The organism is Promicromonospora sp. NPDC090134 (genome assembly GCF_044746965.1).
Taxonomy (GTDB): Bacteria; Actinomycetota; Actinomycetes; order Actinomycetales; family Cellulomonadaceae; genus Promicromonospora.
In genome coordinates this window covers 94249-109915 of record NZ_JBIVCZ010000008.1, presented here as the reverse complement: position 1 = coordinate 109915, position 15667 = coordinate 94249, and the positions used below count along the sequence as shown (strand labels likewise).

Below are 15667 nucleotides of genomic sequence, written 5' to 3'. Positions count from 1 at the left end.
GCCGGTCCACCTCGCCCCTAGGGTCAGGACCATGCAGAACGGTCTCAGCGTCCCCCAGGGCGCGGCGCTCACCCTCGGCGCCATGCTCGGCACCGGCGTCATCTCGCTCCCGGCCCTCGCCGCCGGCGTGGCCGGTCCGGCCTCGCTCGTGGCGTGGGCGGGTCTCGTGCTCCTGTCGGTCCCGCTCGCCACGACGTTCGCCGCCCTCGGCGCCCGGCACCCCGACGGCGGCGGCGTGGCCACCTACGCCCGGCTCGCGTTCGGCGAGCGGGCGTCCACCATGGTCGGCTGGGCGTTCTACGCGACCATCCCGGTGGGCGCGCCCGCCGCAGCGGGCTTCGCGGGCGCCTACGTCGCGGACGCGACCGGTGGCGGGGCCGGCACCGCCCTGGTCACGACGGTCGCCGTCATCGCGGTGTGCGCCGTCATGAACTGGTTCGACCTGCGTGTCTCCGGCACCGCGCAGCTCGTCATCGCGGGCTCGGTGGCGCTGCTGCTGGCCGTGGCCGTGGTGGTGGCGCTGCCGCACGCGCAGCCGGGCCACCTCACGCCGTTCGCCCCGCACGGGTGGGGCGCGGTCGGCTCGGCCGCGGCGCTGCTCGTCTGGGCGTTCGCCGGCTGGGAGATCCTGGGCTCGCTGTCCGCCGAGTACCGCCACCCGTCCCGGGACATCCCGCGGGCCACGGCGATCGCCGTGGCCGTGGTCGGCGTGCTGTACCTCGGCGTCGCGTTCGCCACGGTCGCGGTGCTCGGCCCCACCCCGGGCCCGGCCCCGCTGTCGGACCTGCTGGTGCTCGGGTTCGGCGAGCACGCCCGGCCGGTCACCACGGTGGTGGCGGTGCTGCTGACCGTGGGCGCCATCAACGTCTACTTCGCGGGCGGCAGCCGGATGGGCGCGGCCCTCGCGCGGGACGGTGCGCTGCCGGGCTGGCTCGCGAGCGCGCCGGGCCGCACGCCGCGCCGTTCCCTGGCCCTCATCACGGTCGTCGCGCTCGGCACGACGGCGGTGCTCGCCGCGACGCACCAGTCCACCGACGCGATCCTGCTCATGGCGACCGCGACGTTCTCCCTGCTCTACGTGGTGGGGACCGCGGCGGCGCTGCGGCTGCTGCCCCGGTGGGGCGCGGCCTGGTGGTGCGCGGCCGTGTCCCTGGTGGCCGCGCTCGGCCTGCTCGTGATGACCGGGGCCCACATGACCGGCCCCGTGGTCGCCGCGCTGGGCGGGCTCGCCTGGACCGCCTGGCGCCGGCGCCGGGCGCGGGCCGCGGCACCCGTCGCGGCGCCCGTCACCACGCCCGTCACGGCTCCAGCAGGCGACCCAGAGCCTGGATGCCTGGCCGGATCGAGCTCGTGACCGCGGCGCCGATGCCGAGCACGAGGCCGTCCCGGTGGGGACCGGTCGCGAAGGAGGCCAGCGAGTCCAGGGCGACGGACCGGCGTCGGGCGCGGGCCACCAGGGCGGTCGAGGTCAGCGGGGCGGCGTCGGCGAGGTAGGCCGCCACGTGCAGGCCCGCCGCCGCGGGGACGGGCTCGACCGGGAGCCCGGCCAGCGCGTCCAGGAGGATCTCGGTCCGCTCCGCGTAGACCGCGGACGCCTTGCGGACGTGCCGGGCGAGCAGGCCGTCGTCGATCAGGCGCGCGAGCGCGCCCTGCACGTGCACGGCCCCGTGCCCGTCGGTGAGCTGGCGCGCGGCGAGCAGCGCCTCGCGCAGCGACGGCGGCGCCACGAGGTACCCCACGCGCAGGCCCGGCAGCAGCGACTTCGAGAAGGTGCCCACGTAGACCACGCGGCCGTCCCGGTCCAGGGCCTGCAAGGACTCGAGCGGACGGCGGGCGCGGCGGAACTCGCTGTCGTAGTCGTCCTCGATCACCGCGGCGTCGTGCCGCGCCGCGTGCGCCAGGAGCGCGCGGCGCCGAGCGAGCGACAGCGGCATGCCGAGCGGGAACTGGTGCGACGGCGTGGTGTAGACCAGCCGGGCACGCGCCGGGATCTCGTCGACGACCAGGCCCTCGGCGTCGACCGGCACGGGCACCACCCGCGCCCCGTGCAGCGCGAACAGCTCCCGGGCCTCGGGATACCCCGGGTCCTCGACGGCGACGACGTCCCCCGGTTCGAGCAGCACGCGCGCCACCAGGTCGAGGGCCTGCTGGGCGCCCGTGGTCGCGATGACGTCGTCGGGCCCGGCGCTGACCCCGCGCGCCCCCGAGACGTAGCGGGCCACGGCCGCGCGGAACCGGGGCAGGCCCGCCGGGCCGCCGTAGGAGCCCGCCGCGGCCCCGCCCGCGCGCGACTCGGCCGCCAGCAGCCGCCGCCAGGTGTCGAACGGGAAGAGGCTCGCGTCCGGGATGCCCACGCGGAAGTCGTGGGCGGGGGCCGGTACGTCGCCGCTGGCGGGCTGCACGGTCCACCGCCAGCCCGCGCGCGGCCGCAGCACACCGGGGCTGCGCCGCCGGGCGGGCACCGCGTCGCGCGCGGCCGCGGTCGCGAAGGTCCCGGCGCCGGTCCGCGTCTCGAGGAAGCCTTCCGCGACGAGCCGCTCGTACGCCGTGGCGACGCTGGCGCGCGAGACGCCGAGGTCCTGAGCGAGGTCGCGCGTCGAGGGCAGCCGCTCCCCCGCCGGCACGCGGCCCGTGGTGAGCGCGGCGTGCAGGGCGCGGTAGATCGCGTCGGTACGTCCGGTCCGGTTGCTGAGATCGACGGCGAGGTCCACCTGCCGATCATGGCTCATCGGGCGGGCCGGCTCGTCACAGTTCGGACTCAGCGAACAAATCACCCGGCTAACCAGGTGTTTTCGGGCTTTTCGCCCGGCCGTCGGCCCTAGCATCCCGGCGTATGAGCACCGATACCGCACCGGAGAAGGCCTCGGACGAGGATCCGTCCGGCGCGACGTCAGAACCGCCCGACACGACCGACGAGACCGTCTCCGAGCTGCTGTCCGAAGCGGCGGCCCGGGCTGCGGTCCCGGGGGCGGCGGCCGCACGGGCTCCGTCCGGCGCAGCGCACGAGACGTCATCCGTCGTGACGCCCGAAGGGACGCCCGGGGCGGACGAGCCCGGCGGCCCGACCGGAGCGTCCGACGAGCCCGCGGACCGGGACGACCTGCCGCCGGCGGCCCGCCCGCTGACCGCCGCGCTGCTCAACCTGAGCGGCCTCGGGCTGGGCTACCTGCACCTGCGGGCGTGGGTCCGCCTGGCCGTCGCACTGGCGGCGACCGCGGGGCTCGCCTGGGTCGCGCTGCCGATCGGGCGCGACCCGATCGCCGTCTGGTGGGCGGTGGGTTACGTGGGCGCGCTCGCCCTGTTCGCGCTGGACGCCGCGCTCCTCGCCCGACGGCGGGCACGGCGTGCGGCCCGGCGTCGGACCGTCTGGTCGCCCCGCACCGCCGGCCGGGTCGCGTGGGCGACACTCGCCGTCGTGCCGCTGCTGGCCGCCGGCTACGTGGTGACGCAGCACGAGGTGCTGGAGCAGTACCTCGCCTACGACCTCGACCAGGCTCAGGAGAGCCTGGAGGGCGCCGGCTCGGTCTTCGGGCCGTTCCGGGACGAGTACGACGCCGCGTACGCGACGTACGTGCGGACGGCGGACGAGCACCCCGGCACGCGTGCCGCCGACCGGGTCCCCGGGCTCGTCGACGACCTGTACGCGCAGGCCAAGGGCAAGGACGCGTGCAACGCGCTGACCGTGGTGCGGCACTTCGCCGAGCCGGGCACCCCCGGACCGCTGCAGGGTGTCGCCGAGGCCGATGTGCCGGGCGCCCTGCACGACTGCGGCATCCGCTCCGCCGGCCTCGGCCAGTTCCCCACCGCGAAGAAGTACCTCACCGAGCTCCTGGTCGACCACCCGGTCAGCGACCCGGCCGCCGCGCTGCCGGGCGACCTCAAGACGTGGCGGGACGGGCTGCTCAAGGACCTGGCCGGCAAGGACGGCTGCGACGACACCGTGCACGTGACGGGGTCGACGGGCTTTCTCGCGGGGTTCGACTCGGGCAAGGTCAGCGCCCTGGCGGACGAGGCGCGCAAGCAGGTGCCGGCCGGGCTGCTGAGGTGCGGCGTGCAGCAGCTCGAGCGCAGGCAGTACGCGGCGTCGGCCCAGAACCTGGCCGGCCTGCTCGAGTCCTACCCGAGGGCCAAGGAGGCCCAGTACGCCGAGCGGGTCCAGATCGCCGCGGGCATCGCCCTGGTGGACCCCAAGGCGGGCGTCAAGGTGCCGGCCCGCGACGAGCCCGAGGGCACGATCACGCTGACCGTCTACAACTACAGCCCCGACGAGTTCGAGATGGTCTACACCGGGCCGGCGACCGGCGTCGTCGAGATCGAGGCGTGCGACGACTGCGAGTACGTCCCGGAAGGCGACGACCCCGAGTGCAGCGCCTACTCGCTGACGCACCCGAGCACGACGGTCACCATCCCGAAGGGCGACTACATCACGGCCACCCGCTCGGACGGCGTCGTGCAGGGCTGGCTCGGCAACGAGGTCGACAAGGTGAGCTACACCGCCAGCGGCGGGCTCTGCACCTGGACCTATGAACACTGACCGCTGATCGACTGACCGGATCGGCCCGTGCCGCCGAATTGGAGTTCCCTCGGCGGCACGGGACCGGTTGAATACGTTCCGACATGACTACGTACTACACGTCCGACCTGCACTTCGGACATCTCAACATCATCCGGTTCTGCGACCGCCCGTTTCCCGGCGTGGGCGCCATGGACGCCCGGCTCGTGCAGCTCTGGAACGAGACCGTCACCGACGACGACACCGTGTGGGTGCTGGGCGACGTCGCCCTCGGCGCCCTCGACGAGTCGCTCGCCAACATCGGGCGGCTGGCGGGGCGCAAGATCCTCGTGCCCGGCAACCACGACCGCTGCTGGGAGGGCGACCGCTCCCTCCGCAAGGGCGAGCCCGAGGCGCGCGAGCGGCGCCGGGCGAAGGAGCGCGAGCGCTACCTGGCGGCGGGCTTCGCCGAGATACACGACCGGCCGGAGCCGGTCACGGCGGACGGCTACACCTTCGAGCTGTCCCACTTCCCCTTCGAGGGCGACTCGCACGGCGCGGACCGGTTCGTCGAGTACCGGCTCGCGGACCGGGGCGGCTGGGTGGTGCACGGCCACGTGCACGACACCTGGCGGCAGCGCGGGCGGCAGATCAACGTCGGCGTCGACGCGTGGGGCGGGCGGCCGGTCTCGGCCGGCACGATCGCCGACCTGGTCGCCGAGGGGCCGCGCGACCTGGAGCCGCTGGCATGGGCGTGACGCGGCGGCTCGCCCGAGCCCGCCCGGCCCGGACATGACAAGAGCGCACGTTCGCAGGTGATGAACGTGCGCTCAGGCGTCAGGTGCGTGGCGTCGCAGGTTCGCGGCACACGCGCTGCGTCAGCGGATACGCCAGGGCGTCGTCCGCGACGCGGGGGTCATGCGGATACGAGAGACTCCGCGTCGCGGTGCTCCCGGTCGAACTTGTACGACTCGATCTCCGCGGCGCTGAACATGAGGTCTGCACCGACCATGTGATAGTCGATCTCACCGGCCTCGAGAAGGTCGATGACGTGCAACTTCGAGACTCCCAGCAACCGCGCGGCTTCGAGCGTGGTGAGGTCCTCGTGCGGACTGTCGGCTTCGGCTTCCAATGTGATCTCGTTCACACCGCCAGTCTTGCGCGTTCCGGCGCCCCGAGTCCAGTCGAATCGGTGCGAGTTTCGATATCGGCCGATGATTCTTTTCTCCCGTCGGGGCAGGGTCGCGATAATTCCTCACGTGCGGCGGGTGAAGCGGCAGGTGAACATGTGAAAGCAAGTGCCCGGAAGTTGTGACACGATAAGCGCCATTCGGCCGGTCCCGACGTGCGACCCGGCGTTATTCCTGTCAATTGGCGGATCGAAACGATCCATCGCGCGCGAGGGGGATGGATGGCCGCGCCGTCCGCAGTGCCCGCACTGATTCCAGCAGTCAGCAGCAGGCCGCCGGATCTCCAGGCAATTCTTGATATCAACCGCGCCGCCTACGATCTGCTGGCCGGAACATACAAGGGCACAACCGACATCCGCCAAGAAAATGCCAAGAAGTGGCTCTCCAAACGAGTACCGGAGATCACCGGACCGGAGCAGCCGACGGCTCTCGACGTGGGCTGCGCTGACGGCACCCACTCGCGCGTGCTGTCCATGCTCGGGTACAGCGTGACGGGGGTGGACTTCTCGGCGCCGATGATCTCCGCCGCGCGGGAGCTCATGTCCGACCCGACCCTGCCGAACAAGCCGTCGCTGCTGCACGGCGAGTTCCTGGCCGGCTGCTACACCGACGAGGGCGGTGCGACCGTCTCGCTCGACGACAGACGTTTCGACCTCGTGCTCGCCACGGCCTTCGTCCACCTCTTCCCACCCGAGGCCGACGACGACGCTGTGCGCAAGGTGCTCGGCCACGTCACCCCCGGGGGTACCGCCCTGATCTCGACCACTGCCGCGACGGCGGACCGCCGCGGCCTGGAGGTCAAGGTCGGGGCGGGCGGGCAGGGTGCCACCCGCTGGCGGAACCATTACACCTACCGGACCTTCGTCTGGCTCGTCGGCGAGGCCGCCCGCGAGGTCTACGGGGTCAAGGTCCCGGTGCAGCCGTGGGTCATCGTGGACCCGGACGCCCCGGGCAAGCTCTGGGTCGACGTCGTCGTGACGCGGCCCGCCTGATCACACACCCTGGACCCCGCGGTACACGGCGGTCCGCAGCTCGACCGCGTACGGGTCGAGCGCGGGCATACCCAGCCTGGCCGCGGCCGCGATCTCGCCCTCGACGTCGTACGGCACCCGGATGAACTGCAGCCCGAACGGTGCCTGGGCGGGCTCGTCCACGACTCCCTCGAGGATCGCGTAGCTGGGCACGGGTTCGTCCAGGGGGTTGCCGACGCTGCCCACGTTGAAGAGAGTGCGACCGTGCGCCACCTCGACGAACGTGTCGTGGATGTCGCCGTAGCCGACCACGGACGGCCGCGCCCCGCCGCCGGTCATCGGTGTGTTGGCGAACATCCCGTCGAACTCCGCGGACGTGTGGTGGGCGCGCACGCGCACGTGCGGGCTCGTCGCGGAGGCGTGGAACAGCCTGATGTGGCGCCCGCTGATCAGCAGGTCGAGGCTCAGCGGCAGCGCCCGGAGCCAGTCGCGCTGGTCCTGGCGCAGCTCGTCGCGCCACCAGATCATCTCGTGCGACGACTCGTCCTCCCACACCGGCAGGTGATCGTCCCAGTTGCCCCGGATGTTGACGTCGCACGCCTTGTCGCACCGGTCGACGACCTCGCTCCCCCGCGGCCCCTTGCCGACGAGGTCACCCAGGTTGATGACGCGCTCGATACCGCGCGACTCGATGTCGTCGAGCACGGCGTCGAGGGCAGTGAGGTTGCCATGGACGTCACTGATCAGGGCAATTCGCTCTAAAGACACGTTTTGGATCGTCCCACATCCCACCTCGGCGTCACCCGCTTTCCAGACGGTGGCCGAGCCTCGGCACCGGTCACCGCACCGCCCCCGGACGCCCGCCCTCCTCGCCCAGCACCATGCCCTCGTCACCCGGCCCCAGCGCCCGCGGCCTGCGTTCGGCCGGCACCGGATGCCCCACGGCGAGCGCGAGCGAGTGCAGCACGTGCTGCAGGATCGGCGGGTTCAGGTCGTCGTCGCCGTCGTACTGCTTGAGCCCGATGCCGAGCCGTTCGATGGACTTGCGGTACAGGTGGAACTCCACGTAGCCGGACGCCTCGGGCGTGCCGGGGTCCCGGATCGAGCCGCTGTACTGGACGGTGGTCCGGTAGGTGTGGATGTTCAGCTGGCCCCTGCCGGCCTCGTTGATCTGCCGGGCGAGACCCTCCAGCCGGTCGTGCGCCTGGAGCACCTGGCCGATGAACGCCTCGTCCCGGTCGTAGTAGCTGTCGATCGTCGCGGCGATGGCCGGGTGGTCCACGAGCCACTCCGGGTCCACCTTGATGCCGTCGACGTCCACGCCGCGGTTGACCATCGCCCAGATCAGGTTGGGGTCGCGCGCGACGCTCGTCATGCCGAAGCCGAACACGACGACCTGGCGGCGCGCCGCCCGCCAGATGTCCAGCGACGCGTTCCGGTGCTCGCGGTCCGCGCTCACCCACTCGATGCCGCGGTGCTGGCGCAGCTCGTCGACCAGCCGGGCCCGCTCCTGCTCGGCCTCGCGCTGCGCGCGCTGGCGTGCGGCGAAGGTCTGCTCGAACAGGTAGACGACGGCGATCACCACGGTCGCGACGGCCGTGGACCAGACGATCGCGACCGTCACGCGGTGCGGCATCACGTCAGGAATGAACGTGAGAGCGAGGTTCGACATCGCGCCGAGCGCGACGACCAGCAGACTTCCCCGTGCCCAGTTCTGCATGTGGACCACCCCCAGGGCTCGCACACAACGACCTGGTCCTTGTGTCACAAGCCTAAGGCAACAAATTGGTCAAGTCTACATAATTACGAAACATCAGTTTCGTACAGCCCGCGCCCGGTACGGGCTTGCCGTCCCTACGCCGCGGCCAGTCCCCCGAGCTCCAGCGCCTCGGCCCGCACCCGCCGCGCCTCGTCGAACCGCTCCTGGTCGTGCAGCGCGAGTGCCAGCGTCCGCAGCGCCTCGACGAGCCGCGGCCGGTACCTCGCGGCGTTCTCGGCCAGGAGCTCCCGCAGCAGGGCGACGGCCTCGCGCACGAGCTCGACTGCCTCGTCACCGAGCCGGAGGACGGCGAGGAGCGCACCCAGGTTGCTCAGCGACTGGGCGAGCCGGGCCCGGTACCGGTGCGGGTCGGCGTCGGCCAGGCCACGCCACGTCCTGGTCGCCTCGTGCTCGGCGTCGAGCGCCTCCTGCGACCGGTGCAGCCGGGAGTGGGTGACGCCGAGGGCCGACAGTGCCTCGGCGAGCTCGGGGACGTACCGTCCCGGGTCCTCCGCCGCGAGGCGCCGCAGCACCTCGACGGCCTCCTGCTGGAGCTCACGGCCCTCCTCCCACCGGCCCGCGTCGGAGAGCCGGACGCCCAGCGCCCGGAGGGAGCGCGCGAGGTCCGCCAGGTAACGCCCCGGGTTCTCCTGGGCGGTCCGCCGCCGGACGGCGACGGCGTCCACGAGGTGCGCCGTCGCCTCCTCGGTCCGCCCCTGCACGGTCAGCACGCTCCCCAGCACCGCCAGCGCGTCGCCGAGGCCGGGCAGGTGCTCGTCCGGGGCTGCTGCGACCAGGCGGCGCCGGAGCTCCAGCGCCTCCTCGGCGGGGGCCATCGCCTCCGCGCCCCGGCCCAGCTCCAGCAGCCGGCGCGCCACCTCGGTGAGCGAGCGGGCCAGGGGCGCGGCGCACCGCTCGGGGCCGCGGCGCGCGAGCTCGCGCCACAGCGCGACCGCCGCGCGGCTCGGCCCGAGCGCGACCAGCGGCTGCCCCAGCTCGGCGCGCGTCGCCGCCGCGGCCGTCTCCGCCGCGGCCAGGTCGAACGCGACCGCGTCCGGGTGGTCCGCCGCGACCAGGCGGAGCAGGCACCCGGCCTCCTCCTGGCAGGGCAGCGCATCGGCCGGTCGGCCCTGGGCCGCGCAGGTGGCGCCGAGGTGTGCCAGCACGGCCGCCAGCCGGGGCCGGTACCGCCGCGGGTCGGCCTGGGCCGGCTCGCGGAGCAGGCCGACCGCCTCCCGCTCGTACGGTTCGGCGTCGGCGGCCCGGCCCACGTCGCCCAGCGCGAGACCGGCTTCGGCCAGGGCCTCGGCTCGGCGGGCGACGTCGTCGCGGCCGGTGGCGGCGAGCGTGCGCAGCGTGACCTCGGCGCGCAGCTCGCCGAGCGTGAGCGACGGGCGCGGGAGCACGCCCGTGACGGTACGCAGCGTGTCGGCGTCCGCGGGGAGCGCGGCGACCGCCGCGCCGAGCAGGTCGAGGGCGGCGTCCAGGTCGCCGGTGCGCCCGTCGAGGCGGTCCACGACGAGCCCGGCCGTGCGCAGGGCCGCCCGGCGCACCGCGGGCGTGCCGGCCCCGGCCAGGCAGGCGCGGATCAGCTCGGGCACGTCCGTGAGCTCCGCCAGCAGGTGGGGGTCCACCAGGCGGGCCGGCAGCGCCCGGTGCGGGTCCAGGTCGAGCAGCCACCGGCCGACGTCGTGCTCCGCGCCGGGCCGTACGCCCGGCAGGACGGCGGCGACGCGACGCACGAGGCGCTCCGCCGCGTCCGCCGTCCGCACGCCGGTGAGGGTGGCCGCGGCGACGAGGCCGTCCAGCGCCTCCGGCAGCAGGCCCGCCTCGCCCAGCAGCCCGGCCTCCTCGGCGGAGCGGTACCAGGTCCAGCGCTCGTGCTCCAGCAGCTCGTCGAGGGCGTCGGACACGTCGACGGGCAGCGTGCCGCCGGGCCCCCGTGCCTGCGCGCGCAGGACGGCGCACAGTGCGGCCGCCTGCAGGTCGAGCATCCGGGCGCCGCCCGCGACCGACGCCACCGAGACCTGCGGCGCGGGCAGTCCCAGGGCGTCCGCGTACGGCTCGACGAAGGCCGCCACGACCTGCGCGTCCACCTGCCCGGGCAGCACCGCGGCCGGGAGGTCCTCCCGGGCCCGGCCCGCCTCCAGCAGCGCCCGGACCGCCAGGTCGGTCGCCGCGAGCCGGTCGAACCACGGGCCCGCGGCCCGCGCGACCAGCACGATGCGCAGGGCGCCGTTGCGCCCCCGGGCGGCGTCGGCCAGGAGGTCGGCCAGCGCCGGCCCGCGCGCGTCGGCGTCGTCGACCACCAGGAGGGCCGGGGCGCCGTCGGGGACGGCGGCCAGGGCACGCGGCTCCGCGCCGTCCGGCACGTTCAGGCAGGTCCAGCCGGCGCGGGCCATGTGCTGGGCGAGCTCGCGCGCGAGGCGGGTCTTGCCCACCCCGCCCGGGCCGGTGACCAGCCGGACCCCCACGGGTTCGGGGCTGGTGCACCACACGACGAGCGAGGCGTGCTCGGCGCGCCGGCCGACGAACGGCACGACGTGTCGTTCCGGCGCGAGCAGCCGTCCGGGCGACATCGTGTGCGCGAGCGCCGTACGGCGGCGTGACGACAACGTGGACACACCGTCAGTGAACCCCAATCCCACGCGAAGCGGTTATCACACCGAAATGGGCGGGCACGGGGCATCTCATGGTGTGCGGCGCAGCCGCTCCTGCTCCTCGGCGAGGATCGTGCGCGACAGCGTGGCCTCGGACGACGCGACCTCCGCCGGCGCGGCCACGTCGACCGCGGACGGGGAGGCGTCGGTGATCTCGGACTGCCGCGCGAACTCCTCGAACAGCGCCGACTTGGACCCGAGGATCTCCATCATCCGCTGGTCCACGGACTGCTCGACCAGGAGCCGGTGCACCTGGACGGTCCGGGTCTGGCCCATGCGGTGGGCGCGCGCCACGGCCTGCGCCTCGATGGTGGGCTTGACCTGCGGCTCGCAGAAGATGACGACGCTCGCGGCCTGCACGTTGAGCCCCACTCCCCCGGCGGTGATCTGGCTGACCAGCACCGACGGTCCGCCGGGCGCGGACAGCGCGTCCACCATGGTCTGCCGGTCAGGCACGGGCACCGACCCGGTCAGCGGTCCGACGGCGAGGTCGCCGAGCAGGTCCATGACCTGTTCCAGGACCGATAGGAAGTAGGAGAAGACGATGACGCGGCGGCCGGCGTCGACCGCCTCCGTGACGAGCTCGCGCAGGCGGACCAGCTTGGCCGAGTCGTCGGCCGCGGAGACGGCGAACGCGGCGCGGCGCATCTTCATGAAGTTCCCGGCGAGCACGGCGTCACGGTAGGCGGCGCCGTCGACCGGGCCGAACTGCTCCCACTCCTCGACCTGCACCATCTCGGGCAGCTCGGTGAGCACGTCCTCCTGGTTGCGGCGCAGGTAGGCGGGCGCGACGATCCGGCGGAACGCCTTGGCCCCGGACAGCCCGGCGTTGGGGTCGAGCTGGCCCGCCACCTCGGGCTGCAGGTAGCCCACCATGTTCTTGAACTCGGCGACCTTGTTCTCCATCGGGGTGCCGGACAGGAACAGGACGCGGTCGGAGCGGTCGGCCCACCGGCGCACCTCGCGGCCGCGCAGCGTCTCTGGGTTCTTCACGTAGTGCGCCTCGTCCACGACCATGAGCGCGGGCCGCAGGTCGTAGGGCAGGTCGAGCCGGCCGAGCACCTCGAAGGTCGTGACGGCCACGCCGCCGTCCGCGATCCAGCCCTCCGCCGCCCGCTCCCGGTCGGTGCCGTGCAGCACCAGGGCCCGCAGGTCGGAGTGCTGCTCGACCTCGCGCTTCCAGTTGGTCACCACGCTCGCCGGGCAGACCACCAGCACGTGCGTGCCGCCCGTGGCCACCAGGTGCGCGGCCACCGCGATGGACTGCATGGTCTTGCCCAGCCCCATCTCGTCGCCGAGGATCGTGCGCCGCTGCACCAGCGCGTACTTCGCGCCGAACTGCTGGTAGCCGCGCAGGTTGGCCCGCAGCAGGGTGCGGTCCAGGGGTTGCGCCTCGACGCGCCGCACGACGTCGGCGGGCAGGCCGCCCTCCGCGGCCTCGTGGTCGTCGCCCAGGTCCACGACCTGGGAGAGCAGCCCGTAGTACTCGGCGGACCGCGCCTCGAAGTCGGCCCACACCTCGCCGCCCTCCGGCGGCTGCCCGACGGCGGCGCGCACCGCCCGCGCGTCGTCGGTCAGCCGTGCGGCGTCCACCTGCTCCGCGAGCGCCGAGACGGCCGCGAGGGCGGCGGCCTTCCGGTCGGCGGGCGCGACGAGCCGGCGCCAGACGCTGGTGGCGAGGCGGGCGGGTTCGAGGTGTGCGGGCACGACGTCGGCCACGCGGCGCGCCTCGTCGAGGTGCCGGTGCCGGGCGTCGGTGGCCAGGCCGAACGCGTACAGGGACTGGACGAGCACGGTGGCGTACGGGTCGTCGGGGTCGATGTCGATGCGGAAGCGCAGGTCGGCGTCGACCTCGTCGGCGAGCTCGCGGGCGGCGGACGTGGCGAGCTTCGCGGTGCCCGCGCCGATGCCGGCCTCCACCAGCCGGTCGGTCCCCGCGACGAGCACCTGGGTGACGTGCTTGAAGCCGGCCTTCTCCAGGACGGCGACGCGCAGCTTCTTGCGCCGCTCCTCCAGCGCCGTGACGGGGACGGTGCGCAGGTCGGCGTGGACGCGGACCTCACGGGTCGCCGTGTACGCGTCGCGCACGCGCTCGCGCAGGCCGAGGTCGGCGGTGGTGAGCAGCCGGGCGTCGTCGAGCAGGGCCTCGGCCTGCTCCAGGACGCGGCGGGCCGCGCGTGCCTTCCACGGCCGCGGCGGGCCGACGGCGGGGGCTGGTGCTGGGCTGGGGAGGGTCGTCTGCTCGGTCATGGCGCTGCGAGCGTACCCGGATGGTCTGACATGCCCCATTTACGTCGGGGTCTATGTTGGGGGCATGACCCACGAGCAGAGCAAGTTCGGCGGGACGCCGGTCACGACGGTCGAGGAGCTCCGCGAGATCATCCCGCCGCCGCTCGGCGCGGCGGCGGGCAAGGTCCGCCCGGCCCTGCACGAGCTCGACCGGCAGTGGCTCGAGGCCGCGCCGCTGTGCCTGGTCGCGACGTCGGACGCCGCGGGCAACCTCGACGTCTCACCCAAGGGCGACCCGGCCGGCTCGCTGGTGCGGGTGCTGGACGACCACACGATCGCGATCCCCGAGCGCCCCGGCAACCGGCGCACCGACGGGTTCTTGAACGTGCTGGCCAACCCGCACGTGGGCCTGATCTTCGTGATCCCCGGCCGCGGGGACACGTTGCGCGTGAACGGGCGGGCCCGCCTCGTGCGCGACGCGCCCTACCTCGCGGAGCTCCAGGTGCGCCGCAACGTGCCGGTGCTCTCCCTGGAGGTGGACATCGACGAGGTGTTCCACCACTGCTCCAAGGCGTTCCTGCGCTCGAAGACGTGGGACCCCGAGACGTGGGGGCAGGAGTCCGTGCCGCGGCGCGCGGTCATCTCGCGGACCCTGGAGCGCAAGGACGCCAGCCTCGAGGAGCTCGACGCCTACTACGGCCCGAGGTACGCCGAGACCATCTACGGCTGAGTGCCCGGGCGGGGGTGAACTTCGCGGCTCTGGTTGGCAGCTCCCGGGCACGGAGGGACGATGCGAACATGTCCGCACCTCCTCCGGAACAGCCCGCTCCCGGCCCTATCCTGCCGCAGCCCGTGCCGGCCGGGGGCCGGCCGTACCCCCCGCCACGACCGCGGAGGACCGGCCCCAAGGTGCTCACGTTCAGTGCGATCGCCGTCCTGCTGGTGGGCGTGATCGTGGCCGTCGTGGGCTTCGCGGGGGCCGCCCGGGGCATCGTCGAGCTGGTGCCCACGGACCTCGTCACCCGCGAGGGGACGGCCGGCAGCGACGCGCTCGCCCTGGGGCCGTCCACCACGCCCCTGCCCTTCGACGTCCAGGAGCGGGGCGCCTACCTCGTCCTCGAGGTCTCGCAGGACTCGTCGGCCAGCCTGCCCACCTCGTCGGTGGGCGCCGAGGGACCGAGCGGCCCCGTGCGCATCAACCGGCCGGACCAGTCCGGCTCCCTGGAGGTCAACGGCTGGACGGTGCACCCCGTCGGGGTGCTGGTCCCCGACGAGGAGGGTACGCACGCCATCGTCGTCGACCCGCGGGTGGCGACCGACGACGTGAGCATCGCCGTGAGCGGCCCGTTCAACGCGGAGAGCGTGGCCGGGATCGGCGGCAGCGGACTCGTCCTCCTGCTCGGCCTCCTGATCGGCGGGCTGGGCTTCCTGCTCCTGATCGGCGGCATCATCTGGTGGGCGCTCGCCAAGAAGTAGCGCGATCCGGAGCGACCCGGGCGGGCCTCACGCCGGCCGCTCGTCCAGACCGAGCATCGCCCGGACCGGGGCCACGCCCGCGAGCGTGACGTCCGGCCGGTGCAGGTCCGGCCGCGCCGCCCACATCTCGCGGGTCATCCGGTAGCGGTTCTCCGTGGCCGCCGTGCCCTGCCGGTCCACGAGCGCGACGCCGTTCGGCGCGTAGCCGAGCGACCGCGTCACCCCGTTGGACTCCGGGTTGTCGTCGAACGCCTCGGTCGTGGCGACGGCGGCGTCGAACCCCTCGAAGAGCAGGTGCAGCGCCATCAGCCGCATGCGCTTGCCGATGCCCTGGCCGTGGTGAGCCAGGCCGAGCCAGGAACCGGTCCCGGCGGAACGGGTCGCGGCGAACGCCCTGGCGCCCACGCCCTGCACGCCGACGGGCTCGCCGTCGCGGAACACCCCGAGCTCGAACCCCCCAGGCCTCGGGTGAGACCCTGCCGCGCGACGCCCAGTGGAACTGCAGGAAGCCGTGACGCACCTCGTCCGGCGCCCCGAGGTTCCACGGGACGAGGAACGGGCTCCGCTCAGGCGGGTGGATGCCCGCCGCGGCGACGTCGGCCAGGCGGACGAGCTCGGCGTCGTCGGGCAGGCGCAGCTCGAGGTCCCCGCTGGTGACCCGGAGCCCGAACGGCGGGAAGGCGGCGGCTAGATCCATCGCCCGACCGTTCCAGGTCCCACGGGACATGGGCAACCTGAAATCGGGACGCGACAAGGCACCGCAGCCATCGGCGTGTCGCGGGAGCCGACGGCGTGTCGGGCGGAGGCAAGCCGCACCCGGACGAGGGGTGCCGGGCGGGCTGAACTTCGGCCGCCGGAACCCCGAGAAATCCACCTCAGCCGAACAGTCC

At 74.0% G+C, this 15667-nt stretch carries 13 protein-coding genes; 6 read left to right on the top strand and 7 right to left on the bottom strand.

The genetic code is table 11. From position 1 onward, the window contains the following. The first annotated feature begins 31 nt into the window (after positions 1-31). Positions 32-1354, top strand: coding sequence for an amino acid permease (locus ACIPN7_RS20940; protein ID WP_400546696.1), 1323 nt, complete (start codon positions 32-34; stop codon positions 1352-1354). Here the strand turns inward: ACIPN7_RS20940 and ACIPN7_RS20935 are convergent. Beyond that, a complete protein-coding gene (locus ACIPN7_RS20935; protein ID WP_400546693.1) occupies positions 1299-2729 on the bottom strand; it encodes a PLP-dependent aminotransferase family protein in 1431 nt (476 codons plus the stop codon). The genes ACIPN7_RS20940 and ACIPN7_RS20935 overlap by 56 nt on opposite strands. Positions 2730-2833: 104 nt before the next feature. Between ACIPN7_RS20935 and ACIPN7_RS20930 the strand changes: the two genes are divergently transcribed. Beyond that, a complete protein-coding gene (locus tag ACIPN7_RS20930) occupies positions 2834-4534 on the top strand; it encodes a hypothetical protein (RefSeq protein WP_400546690.1) in 1701 nt (566 codons plus the stop codon). 83 nt (positions 4535-4617) lie between these two features. After that, complete coding sequence (locus ACIPN7_RS20925; RefSeq protein WP_400546687.1) at positions 4618-5250, top strand: metallophosphoesterase; 633 nt, start codon at positions 4618-4620, stop codon at positions 5248-5250. Positions 5251-5408: 158 nt separating this feature from the next. On the opposite strand, the gene ACIPN7_RS20920 is transcribed toward ACIPN7_RS20925, so the two are convergent. Beyond that, positions 5409-5639: a helix-turn-helix domain-containing protein gene (locus ACIPN7_RS20920; protein ID WP_400546684.1), complete on the bottom strand. Its 231-nt coding sequence runs from the start codon at positions 5637-5639 to the stop codon at positions 5409-5411. Positions 5640-5903: 264 nt separating this feature from the next. Between ACIPN7_RS20920 and ACIPN7_RS20915 the strand changes: the two genes are divergently transcribed. Continuing rightward, positions 5904-6674, top strand: a complete 771-nt coding sequence (locus tag ACIPN7_RS20915) for a methyltransferase domain-containing protein (RefSeq protein ID WP_400546681.1) — start codon at positions 5904-5906, stop codon at positions 6672-6674. Here ACIPN7_RS20915 and ACIPN7_RS20910 read toward each other — a convergent pair whose 3' ends face one another. From ACIPN7_RS20910 to ACIPN7_RS20895, 4 genes are all read right to left on the bottom strand, one after another. Then, a complete protein-coding gene (locus tag ACIPN7_RS20910; RefSeq protein ID WP_400546678.1) occupies positions 6675-7421 on the bottom strand; it encodes a metallophosphoesterase family protein in 747 nt (248 codons plus the stop codon). Between the two features lie 70 nt (positions 7422-7491). Further along, positions 7492-8373 (bottom strand): hypothetical protein, encoded by an 882-nt coding sequence (locus ACIPN7_RS20905; RefSeq protein WP_400546675.1) that lies wholly within the window; start codon positions 8371-8373, stop codon positions 7492-7494. A gap of 134 nt (positions 8374-8507) precedes the next feature. Then, positions 8508-11036, bottom strand: coding sequence for a tetratricopeptide repeat protein (locus ACIPN7_RS20900; protein WP_400546672.1), 2529 nt, complete (start codon positions 11034-11036; stop codon positions 8508-8510). Between the two features lie 66 nt (positions 11037-11102). Beyond that, positions 11103-13322 (bottom strand): DEAD/DEAH box helicase, encoded by a 2220-nt coding sequence (locus ACIPN7_RS20895; protein ID WP_400546669.1) that lies wholly within the window; start codon positions 13320-13322, stop codon positions 11103-11105. 64 nt (positions 13323-13386) lie between these two features. Here ACIPN7_RS20895 and ACIPN7_RS20890 point away from each other — a divergent pair, with 64 nt between their 5' ends. Further along, positions 13387-14031 (top strand): MSMEG_1061 family FMN-dependent PPOX-type flavoprotein, encoded by a 645-nt coding sequence (locus tag ACIPN7_RS20890; RefSeq protein WP_400546666.1) that lies wholly within the window; start codon positions 13387-13389, stop codon positions 14029-14031. A 179-nt stretch (positions 14032-14210) separates the two neighbouring features. After that, a complete protein-coding gene (locus tag ACIPN7_RS20885) occupies positions 14211-14777 on the top strand; it encodes a hypothetical protein (RefSeq protein ID WP_400546663.1) in 567 nt (188 codons plus the stop codon). Positions 14778-14804: 27 nt separating this feature from the next. Here the strand turns inward: ACIPN7_RS20885 and ACIPN7_RS20880 are convergent, their stop codons facing one another. Beyond that, positions 14805-15218, bottom strand: coding sequence for a GNAT family N-acetyltransferase (locus tag ACIPN7_RS20880; protein WP_400546660.1), 414 nt, complete (start codon positions 15216-15218; stop codon positions 14805-14807). Positions 15219-15667: the final 449 nt, after the last annotated feature.

Excerpts from the sequence above, each read along its gene's own strand:
- ACIPN7_RS20940 (WP_400546696.1), top strand. The coding sequence starts at position 32 with ATGCAGAACGGTCTCAGCGTCCCCCAGGGCGCGGCGCTCACCCTCGGC.
- ACIPN7_RS20935 (WP_400546693.1), bottom strand. The coding sequence starts at position 2,729 with ATGAGCCATGATCGGCAGGTGGACCTCGCCGTCGATCTCAGCAACCGG.
- ACIPN7_RS20930 (WP_400546690.1), top strand. The coding sequence starts at position 2,834 with ATGAGCACCGATACCGCACCGGAGAAGGCCTCGGACGAGGATCCGTCC.
- ACIPN7_RS20925 (WP_400546687.1), top strand. The coding sequence starts at position 4,618 with ATGACTACGTACTACACGTCCGACCTGCACTTCGGACATCTCAACATC.
- ACIPN7_RS20915 (WP_400546681.1), top strand. The coding sequence starts at position 5,904 with ATGGCCGCGCCGTCCGCAGTGCCCGCACTGATTCCAGCAGTCAGCAGC.
- ACIPN7_RS20905 (WP_400546675.1), bottom strand. The coding sequence starts at position 8,373 with ATGCAGAACTGGGCACGGGGAAGTCTGCTGGTCGTCGCGCTCGGCGCG.
- ACIPN7_RS20895 (WP_400546669.1), bottom strand. The coding sequence starts at position 13,322 with ATGACCGAGCAGACGACCCTCCCCAGCCCAGCACCAGCCCCCGCCGTC.
- ACIPN7_RS20890 (WP_400546666.1), top strand. The coding sequence starts at position 13,387 with ATGACCCACGAGCAGAGCAAGTTCGGCGGGACGCCGGTCACGACGGTC.